Consider the following 17,148-nt stretch of genomic DNA (forward strand, 5'->3'; position numbering starts at 1 on the left):
CACGCGATGCCCCGTTAACAAAGCCCCGCTTGGCATCTGCGAAGCGGGGCTTTTTTCATCTCTTGTCACGCGCGCCTCAAGCCTTGGCGGTGATCCAATCAAAAAATCCTTCACCTGCGCGCGCGCGTAAATCTCGCGCCATATCAGCGCCAAGCTTCGCGGCCTCAGCAATGGGGGCGCTGCGATCCTCGCTCAAGACCTCGCTGCCATCAGGGCGCAATATCTCGCCGCGCAGACGCAACATAGGGCCATCAATCTCGGCCAGACCTGCAATCGGGGTTTCGCATGAGCCATCAAGCCCCGCCAAAAACGCGCGCTCAGCGGCAAGCCTGATGCCCGTGTCGCGATCATGAATAGCGGCCAACATCTCGGCCGTGCGGGGATCATTCGCGCGCCGCTCAATCCCGATAGCGCCTTGTGCAACAGCGGGCAGCATATCTTCGGGTGAAATAGCAGAACGCGCGACATCGGCCATGCCCAATCGATTAAGACCTGCCTGCGCCAAAAACGTGGCTCCTGCGACCCCGTCCTCCAGTTTTTTCATTCGCGTCTGCACATTGCCACGAAACTCGACCACCTCGAGATCAGGACGGCGCGCAGTCAATTGCGCACGCCTACGCAGCGAAGATGAGCCAACCTTCATGCCAGCGGGTAAGGCATCGAGACTGTCAAATTCAAGTGACACAAATGCATCGCGCACATCCTCGCGCGGGAGGTAGCAATCAAGCAGCAAACCTTCAGGCTGCAACACGGGCATATCCTTCATGGAATGCACCGCAATATCAATCGCCCCAGATAGCAGGTCTTCTTCTATCTCGCGAGTGAACAGACCCTTGCCGCCAATTTCCTTGAGGGGACGGTCTAAAACCTTGTCACCTGTGGTTTTTATGACCACAATTTCAAAGGCCTCATGCGGCAGATCAAAGGCCGCTGCAAGCCGCGCGCGCGTCTCATAGGCTTGCGCCAAAGCAAGGGGAGAACCACGCGTGCCAATGCGCAGCGGAGAGGCGGGAGTTGGTCGTTCGTTTTTCATGGGTTCTTTCTAACTCTGTCAACTTGACATGACAACCATAGACAGCATGGCTTGGGCAGGTTAGGACAGGATTGAGCCTACATCCAAAGAAATTTGGCACAAGAAAATCGGATCGACCATGACAAAAACACTTCTGCGCGCGTTGAGCGGCGAAACCCTCCCCACCCCACCCGTCTGGCTGATGCGCCAAGCGGGGCGCTACTTGCCCGAATATCGCGCGACACGCGCGCAGGCTGGGGATTTTCTTTCGCTGTGCTACACACCCGATTTGGCGGCAGAAGTCACCTTGCAACCAATCCGCCGCTACGGGTTCGATGCTGCAATTCTTTTCGCAGATATTCTCTTGATCCCCGATGCGCTTGGCGCGGATTTGTGGTTTGTCACGGGTGAAGGCCCACGCCTCTCTACAATCACTGGGCCAGACGGCTTAAAGCCTTTGAAGGGCAAGGACGACATCCACGACCATCTCGCGCCCGTTTACGAAACCGTCAAAATCTTGTCGCAAGAATTGCCCAAAGAGACCACACTCATTGGCTTTGCAGGCGCGCCATGGACAGTGGCCACATACATGATCGCAGGGCGCGGCACACCCGACCAAGCGCCCGCACATAAACTGCGCCAAGAAGATCCCGCAACTTTTGACGCGCTCATCAACCTGCTGACCGATGCGACCATCGAATATCTCTCGAAGCAGGTCGAGGCTGGTGCAGAGGTCGTGAAAATCTTTGACAGTTGGGCAGGCTCGCTGAAAGGCGAGGCTTTTGACCGATATGCGCTAGCGCCCGCGAAAAAGATCACCCAAGAGATGAAGCAGCGTTTTCCAGGCTTGCCCGTCATCGCGTTCCCGCGTGAGGCGGGCGACAAATATATCGGCTTCGCAAAGGCTGTTGGTGCGGATTGTTTGGCCCTCGACACGAGTGTTGATGCGACATGGGCGGCCCAGCATTTACAAAAGGATGGCTGCGTGCAGGGCAATCTTGACCCCAAGCTGATGATCACGGGCGGTGATGCCTTGCGCCAAGAGGCGCGGCGCATTGTGGACGCGCTGAAAAACGGGCCTCATATTTTCAACCTCGGCCATGGCATTACACCTGAAGCTGATCCTGAAAATGTGCACGTTCTGCTTGAGGAAATTCGCCGCGCGTAAGTCGCGCGGCGCTTGCCCATGCCGCGTTTGCGCGGTAACGCTCGGGGCATGGCGCACCCTCGGATTGATCAAATCGACATCCTCGCCCCCAATTTCAAGCAACGCTTGTCTGGGGTGACGGCGACCATTGTGCGCCTCGTGCCGCATCAGGCTGAAAAGGTGGCGATAGCCGCCGTGGGGCGCGGCTTGCCCGCAGGCTTGCCACAAATCCCGCTCAATGATCTGCTCACAATGTCGAAAAACGGACCACATGGTCCGCGCGTCTGGCACGCAAGGCGCAATAATGAAATGTTGGCGGGGATCGTGCTGAAGCATGTTTTTGGAAAGCGGTTAAAACTGCTGTTCACCTCCGCATCACAACGAAACCACACGCGCTACACGAAATGGCTGATTGGCCACATGGATCATGTGATCGCTACGTCTCAGAAAACGGCGGCTTTCTTAGATCGACCCGCAACTGTGATTTTGCACGGAATTGATGTTCACGCGTTCAGCCCTGCGCCCGATCACGGCGCGCTGAAAGCCAAGCTTGGCTTTGGCAAAGGGCCATTGATTGGATGTTATGGCCGTATTCGCCCCTCAAAAGGGACAGATCGGTTTGTGGATGCAATGATCAACCTTCTGCCCCAACATGAGGGGGCAGAGGCGGTTATCTTGGGCCGCGCAACCGACCGGCATAAAGACTATCTGAAATCGCTAAAGGCAAAGATCGCCGCAGCAGGCCTTCAGGGGCGGGTTCATTTCCCAACCGAAGTTCCAACCCACGAGATTATTCCCTATTATCAGGCGGTGGATCTGTTTGTGGCCCCGCAGCGTTACGAAGGGTTTGGTTTAACCCCGCTCGAGGCAATGGCCTGTGGTGTTCCCGTTGTCGCCACCCGCGCAGGCGCATTCGAAGAACTGATCCGCGATGGGGAAACCGGATATTTGGTCGGGATTGAAGATCAAGCAGCGCTAGAGACGCAGATCGACCACCTTTTGCAGGATGCACCGTTGCGCAGCAAAATGGGCGCGGCTGCCCGCGCCCATATGGTTGATCACTTTTCGCTAGAACGCGAAGCAGATGCGATCATCTCAGTCTATCAGCGCCTCTTGAGCGGGACTTAAACCCACTTGGCCAAAGGCGGCAGGCTCATCAAAACAGCATTTGCATCATGGCCTGTCTCAAGGCCAAATTTTGTGCCGCGATCATAAACGAGATTATATTCGGCATAGAGACCGCGATGGATCAACTGAACGTCACGATCCGCCTCGTCAAATGCCATCTCGCGCCGCTTTTCGACCACGCCTAAAAAGGCAGGCAGAAAGGCACGACCGACATCTTGGGTAAAGGCGAAATCCGCCTCCCAATCGCCCGTGTTCAGATCATCGTAGAAAATCCCGCCAACCCCACGCGCGCGACCACGATGCGGCACATAGAAATACTCATCTGCCCATGCTTTGAGACGGGGATAGATGTCGTCACCATGCTTATCGCAATGCGCCTTGAGAACCGCGTGAAAATCCGCGGTGTCTTCCTCATATTCAATGCAAGGGTTGAGGTCGGAACCGCCCCCGAACCACCACCCGTGCGGCGTCCAGAACATGCGTGTATTCATGTGCACCGCAGGGACATGCGGGTTGTTCATATGCGCAACCAAACTGATACCCGAAGCCCAAAAACGCGGGTCATCCCGCAGGCCTTCCATATCTTTGCGCGCAGACATTGCCGCCACGGCGCGCGCGCCCAATGTGCCATGCACAGTGGACACATTGACACCGACCTTCTCAAAGACCCTGCCCCCGCGCATCACGCTCATGAGGCCGCCCCCTGCATCGCTGCCATCCTCAGAATGACGTTTGGTCTGCGACACATCAAATCGTCCCGCGGCATCGGCGCTCTGGTGGCGGTCTTCCAAATCTTCAAACGCAGCCACGATATCATCGCGCAATTGCCTAAACCACGCGGCAGCGCGGGCTTTGCGCTCATCAAAGGGATCGGTCATGCAAATCGTCCTACAGTTGTATTGCGCATACCTAACACCACCTTTGACATAAGGTCACGCGCTGAAAGCAAAAATCCGAATGAAATATGAAAAATACGCTTGCAAATGCAAGCATGGGGCCCGCACCACGCCACAAATTTCTTGTGATCAAGAAAGCTGAAACCTTCCAATAGTTTATCATGGATTTTTTCAAACTTCTGCCGTATTGTCGGAGGATAACAACCGCGCAAGACGGTTAATTGAGGCAGAGTGAGCAGGTCTCGTGGCATATAATCGGTTTTTTTCCGCCCTCTTGGGGCTTTTAATTGTTGTCTTTTTCGCTGCGACACCCGTAAAGGCCGCGCCTTATGCGGCTATGGTGATTGACGCACGAACGGGCGAGGTTTTGCATTCGCGCAATGCGGATACACGGCTGCACCCCGCCTCTCTGACCAAGATGATGACGCTTTACATCGCTTTTGAGGCGGTGCGGCTTGGCGAAATTACCATGGACACCTTGGTTACGGTGTCGCAAAACGCGGCCGCAGAACCCCCCTCGAAACTCGGTTTGCGCGCAGGCCAGCAAATTCGCCTACGCTATTTGGTGCGCGCGGCGGCTGTGCGCTCGGCCAATGACGCGGCAACGGCCATTGGCGAAGCGATTGAGGGGTCAGAGGCGGCTTTTGCACGGCGCATGACCCGTACCGCAGAAGCCCTAGGGATGACGCGCACAACATTTCGCAATGCCCATGGCCTGACTGCCGAGGGCCATTTGTCGACCGCTAATGACATGACAATGCTTGGGCGGCGCATGGTTTATGACTATCCAGAATATTATAACCTGTTCTCGCGCCTTTCGACTGATGCAGGTGTCGCGACTGTGCGCAACACGAACCGCGCTTTTTTGTCGGCCTATCGTGGCGCCGATGGGATCAAGACAGGCTACACACGCGCCGCAGGGTTTAACCTCGTGGCCTCCGCCCAGCGCGGCGATGTGCGCATCATTGCCACTGTCTTTGGCGGCCAATCTACGGCATGGCGCAACCAACGCGTCTCGGAGTTATTGGATATGGGCTTTGCCCGCGCGCCTGCCCATGCCGAATTGAGATTGGCAGGCTTCCCCGTCTATTCAGGCGGCTCAGGCGGCGGCGGGAGTGGGCCTGCCAGCGATTACGAGCGCGGGCCAGTTGCACGCACGATCCGCCCCTCAGGGGTTGTTGCGCGCAGCCTAGTGCCGCAACCGCGCCCGCTTCCGATTACACCGCCAAGTGAAACCTTACTCGCCGCGATTGATGTTGCAGTTGAGGAGGCGCTCACAGCCGCAGCCCCCAGTGCCGAAGGGGTGACCTCTGTCATCAGCGAGGCAGACACCCAACCCGTAATCGTGGATGACGCACCAAGCCCCGCCCTTGCAAGTTTAGATGAGGACGCGCTTGCGCCAGAAGAGGCGCCTTTGCCAAGCCAACGCCCAATCGAATTGGCGGCAGCACTTTCTGAAAACGCCTTACCTTCTGCGCCTGAAATCGTGACCCGTGCTACGTCTACGGGCGAGCGGCTTTATGCGATATCCTTGGGGCGTTACCCCACCCAGAACACCGCTGAGCGTTTGCTGCTGCAAACGGCTTTGTCGGAATCTTCGCTGCAACAGGCCCTGCGCCATGTGACCCAACGCCAAGGTGGCTTTGAGGCGCAATTCGCGGGCATGACAGAAGATGAGGCCACTCGCGCCTGCGCACGGCTTGTGGCGCGCGACACAGCCTGCATGGTGGTCGGGCCGTAAAACTTAACTTTTGGGCTTGTTGTCAAAATCACTGCGCAAAATGCGCGCAGCGTCCCCTTCTGGGTCATCATATTGCCCGCCTTTCAGCGACCAAAAGAAAGCAGCCAAGCCAACAGCCCCAAGAAACAGGGACGCGGGGATGAGGAGTGCGAGAATATCCATAAACCACCCTACCCCCGAAGCCGCAACGCGTTCAAGGACACTGTGATGGAGGAGGCCGACATGGCCAAGGCCGCCACCAAGGGGGTCGCAAAACCCGCCACTGCAATCGGAACGGCAATCACGTTATAGGCCGTAGCCAATGTGAAATTTTCTTTGATCCGCGCCCGCGCGCGTTTCGCGGTCTCCATTGCATCGGGCAACGGCGCCAAATCGCGCCCAAGCAGCACCATATCCGAGGCCGCACGGGCCGCGTCCAAGGCGGTTGCAGGCGAGATCGACACATGGGCCGAGGCCAAAGCAACTGTGTCATTTAATCCATCCCCCACCATCAACACCTTATGGCCCTGATCCGCGAGGTCTTTCAGCATTGCCGCTTTTTCTTCGGGTTTGGCGTTGGCGCGGTAGTCTTCAATGCCAAGTCGCGCAGCGAAGCTTGCAACCGCCCCTTCTTGATCGCCAGACAGCATCAAAATCCGAACGCCCTTGGCCTTAAGCGCGGCGATTGTGGCCTCTGCCCCATCGCGAATGTGATCGCGAAACCGCAGGGCAACGGGCGGCGTATCGCCAATCGCCAAATAGGTCGCCGTTTCGTCCAATGCCTCTGCGCCGACCCATTCGGCACGGCCCAATCGGATCATTTGACCCTGATAGCGCCCTTCGACCCCCAACCCTGACTTTTCGCGCAAATCGTCAAGCGGGGCGGGAGTCACCTTCAAATCGGCCAATGCCTCCGCCAATGCGCGTGACAGCGGGTGATCTGACCCTGCGACCATTGCTGCAAGGATGGCTTTTTGCGCGGCGCTTAAGTCATCAAGCCCCATGGCCTCGGGCGCGCCCATGGTAAGCGTGCCTGTTTTGTCAAAGACCACGCAATCCACTTCGGCCAGACGCTCAAGCGCGGTTGCATGTTTGATCAGCAAGCCCTTCCGAAACAAACGACCCGAGGCCGCGGTTGTCACAGCAGGCACCGCCAGACCAAGCGCGCACGGGCAGGTGATGATCAAAACCGCAGCGGCAATATTGAGTGAGACGCGAATGTCTTGCGTATAGAGCCACCACCCAACAGCCGCTAAAGCGGACAAGATATGCACAAATGGCGCATAAAGTTTGGCGGCCTGATCGGCAAGCGAGGTGTAATTGCTGCGCCCCGCTTCTGCCATTGCAACCAGATCAGCGATACGCGCAAGCGAACTGTCCCGACCTGCCGCTGTCACCCGCAGGTCTAGCGGGCCCGTCAGATTGATCTCGCCCGCGCTGACCTGCCCACCAACACCAATGGCCGCAGGCAGGCTTTCCCCCGTCATGAGCGCGCGATCAAGTTCGGATGTGCCGCGGGTCACCACGCCATCCGCAGGGATCCGCCCCCCTGGACGCACGCGGATCACATCACCGATGGCCAGATCAGCAGCGGCGACAACCTCTTCGCCTGTTGCCGTCACGCGCAAGGCGCGCGGCACTTCAAGGGCGGACAGCTCTTGTGCCGCAGATCGCGCAGATGCGCGGGTTTTGAAATCCAAATACCGCCCGCCTAAGAGGAAAAAACACAAAGACACCGCCGCATCAAAATACGCATGCGCCCCAGAATGCATTGTCTCATAAAGCGAGGTTACAAGCGCCAAGAGAATGGCGAGGGTGATTGGCACATCCATATTAAGCCGGCCCACCCGCAACGCAGACCATGCCGAAACATAAAACGGACGACCCGCAAAAATCACCGCAGGAATGGCAATAGCGGCTGATATCCAATGCATCATGTCACGGGTCACGCCCTCAGCCCCCGACCAAACCGCAACCGAAAGCAGCATGACATTCATCATAGCGAAGAAGGCCACACCCAGCCGCATCAGCAAATCGCGACCCTGCCTTTGTGCGGCCGTGCTGCTCAGGCGACCTGCATCAAGCTCGTGCGCCTCGTAACCAACAGCCGCCAGACGCGCGATCAAATCATCGACCGACACTGTGCCATCGGTTTTCACAGCCGCGCGGCGCAGGGTGAGGTTCACCCGTGCATCCGTCACGCCGTGCATCTTGCTCAACGCCCGCTCAACTGCCGAAATACAGGCCGCGCAATGGATTGTGGGCAAGGACAACATGATTTCCGCATCTTTTGGCAATTCTGCCAAATGCTCGGCCAAAGGGGCCACGCTGCAGGCGGGACAGGCGGCAGGTCTTGGCCGTTCTTCGTAATGGAAATCAGTGCTTGCCATGATTTGTTTAGTTCACCCAAAAGGTCAGGTTATGGCGGTAATCCGTGCCGTCATCCGCGCGCCCTGTCAGGCGCAAACGCCACCGCCCTTGATCCAAATCTGCGGGTGCCTGCCATGCGCCATCAATGAGCTGCAGGGCCAAAAGCTGATCTTGGGTTTGGTTCGTGGGGCGGGTCAAGAGCGCCTCCATCTGCGCGGGCATTACAGGCGCGCCTGACGCATCGGTCAAATGCAAGATCACAGTCGCCCCTGCCCCACTCCCCCGCGTTTCAACCGCCGCTTGCCAGTGCAAAGCCTCTTGGGCATCGCGGCGTATGTTGAAATCCTGACTGTCGGCGTAGGAGGAGCTAACCTCCAGCCCAGGAAAAGTGGACAGGGCTTGAAACGCCATAAAGATATTCACGGCGAACATGACCCCGAAAAATCCCACAAAAATCATCAACACCTTGCGACCTGTAAGGCGGCCTTTACTGGGGTTATTGCTTGTCGGTATGCTCATTCCATATCTCTCCCTGCAAAGCTGCTGTCTTGCGAACTGCGCTCATTGGTGGCGAGGTTTTCAATCCAAAACCGAATATCCGTGCGCTCGGTTTGCGCAGCTTGGCTGTTGGGGGCTGCGTAAACATAGACGCGCTGCAAATGGGTTTCATCGGCAGGCACAGTGACGGTGGTGTTATCTTCACCTTCAAGGCTGATCTCCAAGCCCGCCTCTGAGACTACGCTCACAGCGAACACGGCATCCTCATGGGTCATGTTGCGCAGTCGGATATCATAGGTGTTGCGGATCGTTCCGTCAGACAGCGTGACATAAAGCGGGTTGCGCACGGGCGCGACCGTCATGTCGATCTCGCCCCGCATAAACAGGGCCACAGTCAAACCGATACCGATGCCCGACCACAGGATCGTGTAAATAATCGTGCGCGGACGAAAGATGTGTTTCCACACAGAAACTTTTTTATTTCCAGCGCGCTCGTTCTCTTCATCGGTCAAGGCCATGTAGTCAATCAAACCGCGCTCTTTGCCGACCTTGGCCATCATATCATCGCAGGCATCAATGCACAGCGCGCAGGTGATGCATTCCAACTGCTGACCATCGCGAATATCGATCCCTACAGGGCAGACATTCACGCAGGCATTACAGTCGATGCAATCGCCCAACTGATCTGCGCCTTCTGCCTTGCGATGCTTACCACGCGGCTCGCCGCGCCAATCGCGATAAGCGACCGTGATTGTATGCTCGTCCATCATCGCAGCCTGAATACGGGGCCACGGGCACATGTAGATGCAAACCTGCTCACGCATGAAACCGCCAAACACAAAGGTTGTCGCGGTCAAAACGGCGATGGTTGTATAGGCAACGATATGGGCCTGCCCTGTCAGCAAATCGCCAAGCAAGGTCGGTGCATCGGTAAAATAGAACACCCAAGCCCCCCCCGTTGCGACCGCAATCGCCAACCAAACCGCCCATTTAAACACCCTTAGTCTGATTTTGCGCGCATCCCATTTGGCATTCCACAAACGCACGCGTGCGTTGCGATCACCCTCGATCCACCGCTCGACAGTGAAGAACAAATCCGTCCAGACCGTTTGCGGGCAGGAATAGCCGCACCAAACCCGACCAAGGGCGGAGGTAAAGAGGAACAACCCCAATCCCGCCATAATCAACAGGCCCGCCACGAAATAAAATTCATGGGGCCAGATCTCGATCCAGAAGAAGAAAAAACGGCGGTTGGCCAAGTCGACCAAAACCGCCTGATCGGGCAGGGAGGGGCCACGATCAAACCGTATCCATGGCGTGACATAATAAATCGCCAAGGTGATAGCCATAATCACCCATTTCAAATTGCGGAAATTGCCTTTCACACGGCGGGGAAAGACAGGCTCACGCGCAGCATATAGCTTTGGCGGCTCTGAAGAGGTGGTCATAGCTGACGCATCCTTGGATGATTCGATAATAGGTCTGGTCATTGTTCGCGCGGCCAAACTAGGGCCAAAACGGTGGTGCTTCTTTGACTTGAATCAAACAATGGGCCCAAGGGTCGGTGGCTGTCATCTGCCAGATAAATCGGGCTGCGATCCTTGACTTGGGCGCGTTTCGCGCTTTCTTGTTTTCATTAAGAAACCTCTCTCCACATTGTGCAGAGAGAGGTTTGAGGAGGAAGACGTCGGCCTCGTAGGAAACGCGCGAACAGGACCGAGGCCGACGCCGCACCACATTTCGCAAGGGAAACGTGGATCTTTGTGCCCGAGGGCGGCGGTTATTCACCGCCCCCAAGCGAATGGACATAAAGCGCAACCGAACGGATCTCGGCTTCGGACAGGCGCTCATTCCAGTTTGGCATCACACCAAATCGGGCATAGCGCACAGTCTCCTCGATCTTCTCGGCTGAGCCACCATAGAGCCAGATTGCATCAGTCAGATTGGGGGCGCCCATGAAACGATCCCCTAGGCCTTGATCCCCGTGGCAGGCAGCGCAGTTATTGAGGAACACCTCCTGTCCTGCGGCAGCAAGCCCCGCATCATGCTCTTGGTTCGAGATTGCCAGAACATGATTGACGACCTGACCGATTTCTTCATCGCTGAGCATGCCTTCAAAAGCAGTCATCGCTGAATAGCGCGCATCTGGGTCTGTCTCGTTGCGGATGCCGTGGGTAACAGTGTAGTGGATATCGTCAATACTCCCACCCCATAGCCAATCATCATCCAACAGGTTCGGGTATCCTGCGGCCTGAACGCCAGCTGCGCCCGATCCGTGACATTGCGCGCACCATGTGCGGAAGGTCGCCGCGCCACCTTGGATCGCGTAATTATAAAGATCAGGTGTGGCCTGCGGGGTGATGGCCGCAAGATCGACTGTCTCAAGCTCTTGACGCAGACCTGCATTCATCGCGTCAAATTCCGCAATGTCATCGACCACATTAGCGCGGGTCGAGAACCCAAGCAAACCTGGCGTTGCCTCTTTCAACAGCGGCCATGCGGGATAGGCTACAGTATAGGCCAAGCCCCAAACGATACAGGCGTAGAATGTCCACAACCACCAACGTGGCAGGGGGTTGTTGAACTCCTTGATCCCATCCCAAGAATGGCCCGTTGTTTCAGGGTCACCCGCTTGCAAGGTTGGGTCAACGTGATATGCGTTTTTATGGTCGGTCATTGCCGTGCCTCCTTGGTCGCAGGGCTGCGTGCGGCGGGCTTGTCATCATGGCGAAAGGGGATATTTGCCGTGTCTTCGTGCAGTTTGCGGCTTCCTGGGCGGAAGGTGAAAAATACCACCGCCACGAAAGAGACAAACATAAACACAGCGCCCCAAGAGCCTGCAAAAACCCGCATCAGGGTGTAGCTGTCATCAAGCATCAGATCAGCCCTCCCTTAACGGCTTTCGTCAGGCGTAAAGGTCGAGAAATCGACCAATGTGCCCAACATTTGCAGATATGCGACCAAAGCATCCATTTCGGTCACAGCGGGATTTCCATCAAAGTCGCGCTGCTGCGCGCCTGGATAGCGGGCGACAACACCCGCATCGCCATAGGTCGTAGCTTGTTCGATGAAATCGAGCTCGGCCATTTCCAATTGCTCATCCGTGTAAGGCACACCGACCAAGCGGTGGGTTTCCATCAGATCAACAACATGCTCAGGCGAGATGACACGATCAGATAGGAACCCATAAGCGGGCATGACGGATTCAGGCACAACCGACTGCGGATCGGTTAAGTGATCCACATGCCAAGCATCCGAATAACGGCCGCCCACACGGGCCAAATCTGGCCCCGTGCGCTTAGAGCCCCACTGGAACGGATGGTCATACATGGATTCAGCCGCAAGGCTGTAGTGACCATAACGCTCCACCTCATCGCGCATTGGACGGATCATCTGGCTGTGACAGACATAGCAGCCTTCACGCACATAGATTTCGCGACCCGTCAATTCGAGCGGTGAGTAGGGACGCATCCCATCCACTTCTTCAATTGTGTTCTCAAGATAGAACAAGGGGGCGATTTCCACGATACCGCCGATGGTGACGACCAGAAAGCTGAGCGTCAGCAGAAGCGTGGCATTGGTTTCAATTTTCTTGTGACCTTCAAGAGCCATTTCTCACGCCCTCCTTATTCTGCTGGTGCCATGGCAGGGGCTTGCTGCGTAGCAGCGCCTTTGCGCACGGTCATCCAGAGGTTGTAGGCCATGATGATCGCCCCAGTGAGATACATGACCCCACCCAAGCCGCGCACCACATACATTGGGAATTTGGCCGAAACCGTGTCTGCGAAAGAGTTCACAAGGAAGCCTTGCGCATCAACTTCACGCCACATCAGACCTTCCATGATCCCCGTGACCCACATCGAAGATGCGTAGAGAACGATCCCAATGGTCGCCAACCAATAGTGCCACGACACGGCCCGCAGGGAATACAGGGCCTGACGGTTCCACAGTTTGGGCACGAGATAGTAGAGCATCCCGAAGGTGATCATCCCGTTCCACCCCAAGGCACCAGAATGCACGTGACCAATCGTCCAGTCCGTGTAATGCGACAGCGAGTTCACCGCGCGGATCGACATCATTGGGCCTTCGAATGTGGACATTCCGTAGAAGGCAACCGAGCTGACCATCATCCGCAACACAGGGTCTGTGCGCAGCTTGTCCCAAGCACCCGACAAGGTCATCAGGCCGTTGATCATACCGCCCCAAGACGGCATCCAAAGAATGATTGAGAACACCATGCCAAGGGTAGACGCCCAGTCAGGCAGCGCGGTGTAATGCAAATGGTGAGGGCCTGCCCAGATATAAAGGAAGATCAGCGCCCAGAAGTGGATGATCGACAATTTATACGAGTAGACAGGGCGCTCGGCCTGTTTTGGAATGAAGTAATACATCATCCCCAAGAAGCCCGCCGTCAGGAAGAAGCCCACAGCATTGTGGCCATACCACCATTGCGTCATTGCGTTTTGCACGCCAGAGAACACCTGAACCGAGCGCGACCCAAAGATCGACACTGGGATCGCAAGGTTATTGACCACATGCAACATGGCCACGGTCACGATAAAGGACAGCAAGAACCAGTTGGCCACGTAAATATGCGGCTCACGGCGGCTGATCAGCGTGCCAACATACACGGCCAAGAACGCCACCCAAACGATGGTCAACCATAGGTCAACATACCATTCAGGTTCCGCATATTCTTGGCTTTGGGTTGCGCCAAGCAGATAGCCTGTCGCCGCCAGAACGATGAACAGCTGATAGCCCCAAAACACGAACCAAGCCAGACCGCCGCCCCAAAGCCGTGCGGCCGTGGTGCGTTGAACAATGTAAAATGACGCGGCCAAAAGCGCGTTACCCCCAAAGGCGAAGATCACCGCCGATGTGTGCAAGGGGCGCAAGCGGCCAAAGTTACCAAAGGGCTGAGCCCAATCGAAATTCAACTGCGGAAAGGCAAGCTGAAACGCGATATATGTGCCAGCGAGAAAACCGACCACGCCCCAGAATACTGTGGCGATGGTAGCGGCGCGCACTGGCCCGTCATTATATTCGTCCAAGGCTGGAGCAAGCTGTGGCTCGCCAGTGCGGCGCAATTGCCACAAAAACACCCCCGATGCGACCAGCATGACCAAAACGGCATGCACCATATAGGCTTCATCGCGGGCATATTGCGCAGCAATCGCGGCCAAAACCGCAACCAGACCAAGGATCAATAGCTTTGCATAATCAAGCATAGATCGTCCCTTCGTATCGCTCTTGAGGTGAATCAATCACCCGTAAAGCTGTTTCCTATTGCCCCTCAAATCGCCCATGCGGGGCGATCCCTCCTTGATCCATGTCAAGCGTTTCCGCGCTTTCTTTTGACCCAAGTCAAAGGCTGATGCGCTCTGCGCGGCCTAAGCTCGGCCCGTAACGATTCATCCCAAAAGGAGATGCGCCATGTCCGTCCAAACCTGTTTTCCCACAGTGATGACCGTTCTTGATCAGCCTGAAACTGTGGACAGCACCCTTGCCCCGATCTTGCCTTTCGCTCGCGCCACTGGCGCGCATTTGCGCGCCCTCAGCCTTGGGGTGGATGCAACTCAGGCAGGGTATTTTGTGGCGGGGGCCACCGCGGCGATCATGAGCGATGAAACCTTGCAACTCGCACGCGAAGACGCGCTCGAAATCAAATCGCGGGCCGAGGCCCTACTTGAAAAGGCTGATATCTCTTTTGAGGTTGAGGCAACCATCACCCAATCCGCGGGACTAGGCAGCGTTATTTCCGCGAATGCCCATTTTGCAGATTTGGTGATCCTTCCCCTCCCTTACGGGCCGAATATGGGTAGTGAGGCCCCTATGATTGCCGAAGCGGCCCTGTTTGATGGGGCGGCACCCGTTTTGGTTGTGCCAAATGGGGTGGATATTCCAAACCCTGCCCGCCGTATTGTCATTGCGTGGAACAACAGCGCCGAGGCGCTATCGGCGGTGCGCCATGCTTTGGGGTTGTTAAAGGCAGCGGATGAGGTGGATATCCTCGTCATCGATCCCGAGCGGGGTCACATGAGCCCCGCTGAACCTGGCGCAGATTTGGCAACATGGCTGAGCCGCCACGGGGTGCATGCCAATATCAGCCTTGTGCCGCGCCGATTGGGCCGCGTGAGCGATGAAATCGCACGGCATCTGACAGACACGAACGCAGATCTCCTTGTGATGGGGGCCTACAGCCATTCACGCCTGCGCGAGGCGATTTGGGGCGGGGCCACCCGTGACCTTTTGACCGAAGCCAAGCTGCCCATTCTCATGGCGCATTGAAATCAGAGGTATAGCGCGGCTAAGGCCGCGCTTGCCCTTTGGCCCAAAACCTCTGTGGATAGGCCTGCAAGACTGCGGGCATAATCCCCCCCATTGAGCGCCATGAGGGCGGCTTGACCCGTAAGGGGAAGCAAATTTACAAAAGCGGCAAAGGCACCATCACGAGCATCAGCGGCCAAAATAACCTCCGCCCCCTGATCCCAAAAGGCGTGATCATAGTGCAAAACGACCTTTTCCAAACTGCCCATCCGCAAACGTGACAGGGAGGCTTGAACCTCTGGCGGCAAGCTTGGGGCGAACTGCACCGCACCTGATTGCAACACCCCCAATGGCAATGTGACAATCGCAGCCTGCGCAGTCAGCGTCCCTGTGTTTGATCCAGCTGCCGTGACGATCTCTACGCCGCCCGTGCCATATCTGATTTGCACAATGGGGCTTGCGAGATGCAACCGCGCCCCATCCGTCTCAAAGCCTGCCAAGCTCTGATCATAGCCGCCTGAAATCATCACATCAGGCCCACCGAATTCTTCACCCTCATCCAGCGCAAGATCGGAGAGGTTGTCATAATCATCGGCGTAATCAAGATTGGCGATGCTGTGCCAGTGCAGCCATTCTGGCATATCCACAATACGGCCTTCCCTGTTGCGGGTCACAACCCCTTCCCAATCACTGCGCAATAGGGTCAGGCCAAGCGCGTGCGCAATCTCCGTGACTGGATTGGCATGGCTGCCGTGAATCCATGACGCCCCAAGATCGGCGGCAAAGCCAAGACTGCGATCCGTTATCACCCGTCCGCCAATGCGCGCGCGCGCCTCAAAGAGATCCACCGCAATGCCATCGCGCAACAGAAGTTCAGCCGCCGCCAATCCCGCAACGCCTGCACCGATGATGGCAACATGATCCACGCCCAAATCGCGGATTTGATCCGCAGCCCGCCTGCCCGATAAAATCGCCCCATGCACTGTTGAGGGGTAATCAGGTTCGGTCGCCTCACCCGCGAACACCAACCGCTCAGCAACAGGTTGCGCCAACTGCACGCGGTCTGCCCGAGTGCCATGCAAACCTAAATGCGAATAAGACCCCCGCGCAAAAGGATCAGACCACCACGCAGTGCGCAGCACGGCACGCGGGGTAGAGGCATAAGATTTTCCAAAAAGTAATGCGGGCGCAGCCAATGCTGACACAGCCCCAACAACAAGCTGCCGCCTGCGTCTTTGCATTGCGATCCCCCCAATCTTGCGCGGCTGGCCTGCGCGCGCGTGGGATGGATTAAATCGCGCAACGCCCTAGGATGGCAAGCCCCCATCATCATCATCGCCCGTCTCATCCAACAAGGCTTCGAAATCGGGGATGATGATGCGCCGCTTGCCGTCCAATTCGATGACACCGTCCTTGCGCAGGGCGGTCATTTGGCGGCTGACTGTCTCGATGGTTAAGCCCATATAATCCGCCATCGCCTCGCGCGTGAGTGGTAAATCAAAGCTCAACGGCCCGCCCAGAGAGGGCACATTTTTAAGACTAGCATCACGCCGCGCAATGATTGTCAGGAAAGAGGCGATTTTCTCGCGCGCGGTCTTGCGGCCCAAGAGCAGCATCCACTCCCGCGCGGCATCCAACTCATCCAATGTCATTTCCAACAAGCGTTGGCTGACATGAGGTGTGGTGGCAATCAATTGTTGAAACGGATTACGGCGGAAACAGCACAGCACAATATCAGTTGCCGCATGCACATCGTAAGACACCGTGTCACGATTCGGACGACCCAAGAAATCTGAAGGCAACAAAAGACCGACCATTTGGCGGCGGCCGTCCTCCATGGTTTGGGTCATTGACGCAACACCCGAGACAACCGATGCCACAAATTCCATCGGATCGCCTGCCCAAACAATCGGCTGCCCTGCCGTAAAGCCTTTATAATACTTGATTTCTTCCAAAAGCGTTAGTTCATCAGGCTCGCATCGCGCACAAACCGCTTTGTGGCGAATAGGACAATCAGCGCAGTCCTGTTTTGGGAGGGTCAGCGGTCTGTTTGGCATGGATGCCATCCGTCAGTTTAGCTCAAGTCAGTTTGGGTTGATCTAGGTCAATC

The 17,148-nt window shown here is 56.6% G+C and carries 16 protein-coding genes; 4 read left to right on the plus strand and 12 right to left on the minus strand.

Annotated elements, in window-relative coordinates:
• Positions 1-76: 76 nt before the first annotated feature.
• Complete coding sequence (gene hemC / locus RYZ18_RS09680) at positions 77-1,033, minus strand: hydroxymethylbilane synthase (RefSeq protein WP_317656506.1); 957 nt, start codon at positions 1,031-1,033, stop codon at positions 77-79.
• Between the two features lie 118 nt (positions 1,034-1,151).
• Here hemC and hemE point away from each other — a divergent pair, with 118 nt between their 5' ends.
• Both hemE and RYZ18_RS09690 read left to right on the plus strand, forming a co-directional pair.
• Entirely contained in the window at positions 1,152-2,180 is a 1,029-nt protein-coding gene (hemE, locus tag RYZ18_RS09685; protein WP_317656507.1) for a uroporphyrinogen decarboxylase, read from the plus strand.
• A 48-nt stretch (positions 2,181-2,228) separates the two neighbouring features.
• A complete protein-coding gene (locus RYZ18_RS09690; RefSeq protein ID WP_317656509.1) occupies positions 2,229-3,287 on the plus strand; it encodes a glycosyltransferase family 4 protein in 1,059 nt (352 codons plus the stop codon).
• Here RYZ18_RS09690 and hemF read toward each other — a convergent pair.
• Positions 3,284-4,165, minus strand: coding sequence for an oxygen-dependent coproporphyrinogen oxidase (gene hemF, locus RYZ18_RS09695; RefSeq protein ID WP_317656511.1), 882 nt, complete (start codon positions 4,163-4,165; stop codon positions 3,284-3,286). The two genes, RYZ18_RS09690 and hemF, sit on opposite strands and share 4 nt — an antisense overlap.
• A gap of 262 nt (positions 4,166-4,427) precedes the next feature.
• Between hemF and RYZ18_RS09700 the strand changes: the two genes are divergently transcribed.
• Positions 4,428-5,924 (plus strand): D-alanyl-D-alanine carboxypeptidase family protein, encoded by a 1,497-nt coding sequence (locus RYZ18_RS09700; protein ID WP_317656513.1) that lies wholly within the window; start codon positions 4,428-4,430, stop codon positions 5,922-5,924.
• Between the two features lie 3 nt (positions 5,925-5,927).
• Here RYZ18_RS09700 and ccoS read toward each other — a convergent pair whose 3' ends face one another.
• The 8 genes from ccoS to ccoN form a co-directional block, all read right to left on the minus strand.
• Positions 5,928-6,086, minus strand: coding sequence for a cbb3-type cytochrome oxidase assembly protein CcoS (gene ccoS, locus RYZ18_RS09705; protein ID WP_317656515.1), 159 nt, complete (start codon positions 6,084-6,086; stop codon positions 5,928-5,930).
• A gap of 8 nt (positions 6,087-6,094) precedes the next feature.
• Complete coding sequence (locus RYZ18_RS09710) at positions 6,095-8,293, minus strand: heavy metal translocating P-type ATPase (protein WP_317656516.1); 2,199 nt, start codon at positions 8,291-8,293, stop codon at positions 6,095-6,097.
• A 7-nt stretch (positions 8,294-8,300) separates the two neighbouring features.
• Positions 8,301-8,792 carry a FixH family protein gene (locus RYZ18_RS09715; protein ID WP_317656518.1) on the minus strand — a complete coding sequence of 164 codons (492 nt, stop codon included), beginning with the start codon at positions 8,790-8,792 and terminating at the stop codon, positions 8,301-8,303.
• Entirely contained in the window at positions 8,789-10,219 is a 1,431-nt protein-coding gene (gene ccoG / locus RYZ18_RS09720; protein ID WP_317656519.1) for a cytochrome c oxidase accessory protein CcoG, read from the minus strand. The genes RYZ18_RS09715 and ccoG overlap by 4 nt, the downstream gene beginning before the upstream one ends.
• 332 nt (positions 10,220-10,551) lie before the next feature.
• Positions 10,552-11,448, minus strand: a complete 897-nt coding sequence (gene ccoP / locus RYZ18_RS09725; RefSeq protein ID WP_317656520.1) for a cytochrome-c oxidase, cbb3-type subunit III — start codon at positions 11,446-11,448, stop codon at positions 10,552-10,554.
• The gene (locus tag RYZ18_RS09730; RefSeq protein WP_317656522.1) at positions 11,445-11,648 is read right to left on the minus strand and encodes a cbb3-type cytochrome c oxidase subunit 3; all 204 of its coding nucleotides are present in this window, start codon (positions 11,646-11,648) and stop codon (positions 11,445-11,447) included. Before RYZ18_RS09730 ends, ccoP begins: the two co-directional genes overlap by 4 nt.
• Positions 11,649-11,663: 15 nt before the next feature.
• A complete protein-coding gene (ccoO, locus tag RYZ18_RS09735; RefSeq protein WP_317656523.1) occupies positions 11,664-12,383 on the minus strand; it encodes a cytochrome-c oxidase, cbb3-type subunit II in 720 nt (239 codons plus the stop codon).
• A 14-nt stretch (positions 12,384-12,397) separates the two neighbouring features.
• Complete coding sequence (gene ccoN / locus RYZ18_RS09740; RefSeq protein WP_317656524.1) at positions 12,398-13,999, minus strand: cytochrome-c oxidase, cbb3-type subunit I; 1,602 nt, start codon at positions 13,997-13,999, stop codon at positions 12,398-12,400.
• 205 nt (positions 14,000-14,204) lie between these two features.
• Between ccoN and RYZ18_RS09745 the strand changes: the two genes are divergently transcribed.
• Positions 14,205-15,059 carry a universal stress protein gene (locus RYZ18_RS09745; protein WP_317656525.1) on the plus strand — a complete coding sequence of 285 codons (855 nt, stop codon included), beginning with the start codon at positions 14,205-14,207 and terminating at the stop codon, positions 15,057-15,059.
• Between the two features lie 2 nt (positions 15,060-15,061).
• Here the strand turns inward: RYZ18_RS09745 and RYZ18_RS09750 are convergent, their stop codons facing one another.
• Together RYZ18_RS09750 and fnrL are read right to left on the minus strand one after the other, a co-directional pair.
• Positions 15,062-16,279, minus strand: coding sequence for a flavin monoamine oxidase family protein (locus RYZ18_RS09750; RefSeq protein ID WP_317656526.1), 1,218 nt, complete (start codon positions 16,277-16,279; stop codon positions 15,062-15,064).
• Between the two features lie 66 nt (positions 16,280-16,345).
• Positions 16,346-17,095, minus strand: a complete 750-nt coding sequence (gene fnrL / locus RYZ18_RS09755; RefSeq protein ID WP_317656527.1) for a transcriptional regulator FnrL — start codon at positions 17,093-17,095, stop codon at positions 16,346-16,348.
• Positions 17,096-17,148: the final 53 nt, after the last annotated feature.

Source organism: Roseovarius sp. 10 (genome assembly GCF_033100315.1).
GTDB lineage: Bacteria > Pseudomonadota > Alphaproteobacteria > Rhodobacterales > Rhodobacteraceae > M30B80.

Coding starts and splice junctions, on each gene's coding strand:
- fnrL (WP_317656527.1), bottom strand. CDS start 17,095: ATGCCAAACAGACCGCTGACCCTCCCAAAACAGGACTGCGCTGATTGT.
- ccoS (WP_317656515.1), bottom strand. CDS start 6,086: ATGGATATTCTCGCACTCCTCATCCCCGCGTCCCTGTTTCTTGGGGCT.
- hemC (WP_317656506.1), bottom strand. CDS start 1,033: ATGAAAAACGAACGACCAACTCCCGCCTCTCCGCTGCGCATTGGCACG.
- hemF (WP_317656511.1), bottom strand. CDS start 4,165: ATGACCGATCCCTTTGATGAGCGCAAAGCCCGCGCTGCCGCGTGGTTT.
- ccoG (WP_317656519.1), bottom strand. CDS start 10,219: ATGACCACCTCTTCAGAGCCGCCAAAGCTATATGCTGCGCGTGAGCCT.
- RYZ18_RS09745 (WP_317656525.1), top strand. CDS start 14,205: ATGTCCGTCCAAACCTGTTTTCCCACAGTGATGACCGTTCTTGATCAG.
- RYZ18_RS09730 (WP_317656522.1), bottom strand. CDS start 11,648: ATGCTTGATGACAGCTACACCCTGATGCGGGTTTTTGCAGGCTCTTGG.
- RYZ18_RS09750 (WP_317656526.1), bottom strand. CDS start 16,279: ATGCAAAGACGCAGGCGGCAGCTTGTTGTTGGGGCTGTGTCAGCATTG.
- ccoO (WP_317656523.1), bottom strand. CDS start 12,383: ATGGCTCTTGAAGGTCACAAGAAAATTGAAACCAATGCCACGCTTCTG.
- hemE (WP_317656507.1), top strand. CDS start 1,152: ATGACAAAAACACTTCTGCGCGCGTTGAGCGGCGAAACCCTCCCCACC.
- RYZ18_RS09690 (WP_317656509.1), top strand. CDS start 2,229: ATGGCGCACCCTCGGATTGATCAAATCGACATCCTCGCCCCCAATTTC.
- ccoN (WP_317656524.1), bottom strand. CDS start 13,999: ATGCTTGATTATGCAAAGCTATTGATCCTTGGTCTGGTTGCGGTTTTG.
- RYZ18_RS09710 (WP_317656516.1), bottom strand. CDS start 8,293: ATGGCAAGCACTGATTTCCATTACGAAGAACGGCCAAGACCTGCCGCC.
- ccoP (WP_317656520.1), bottom strand. CDS start 11,448: ATGACCGACCATAAAAACGCATATCACGTTGACCCAACCTTGCAAGCG.
- RYZ18_RS09715 (WP_317656518.1), bottom strand. CDS start 8,792: ATGAGCATACCGACAAGCAATAACCCCAGTAAAGGCCGCCTTACAGGT.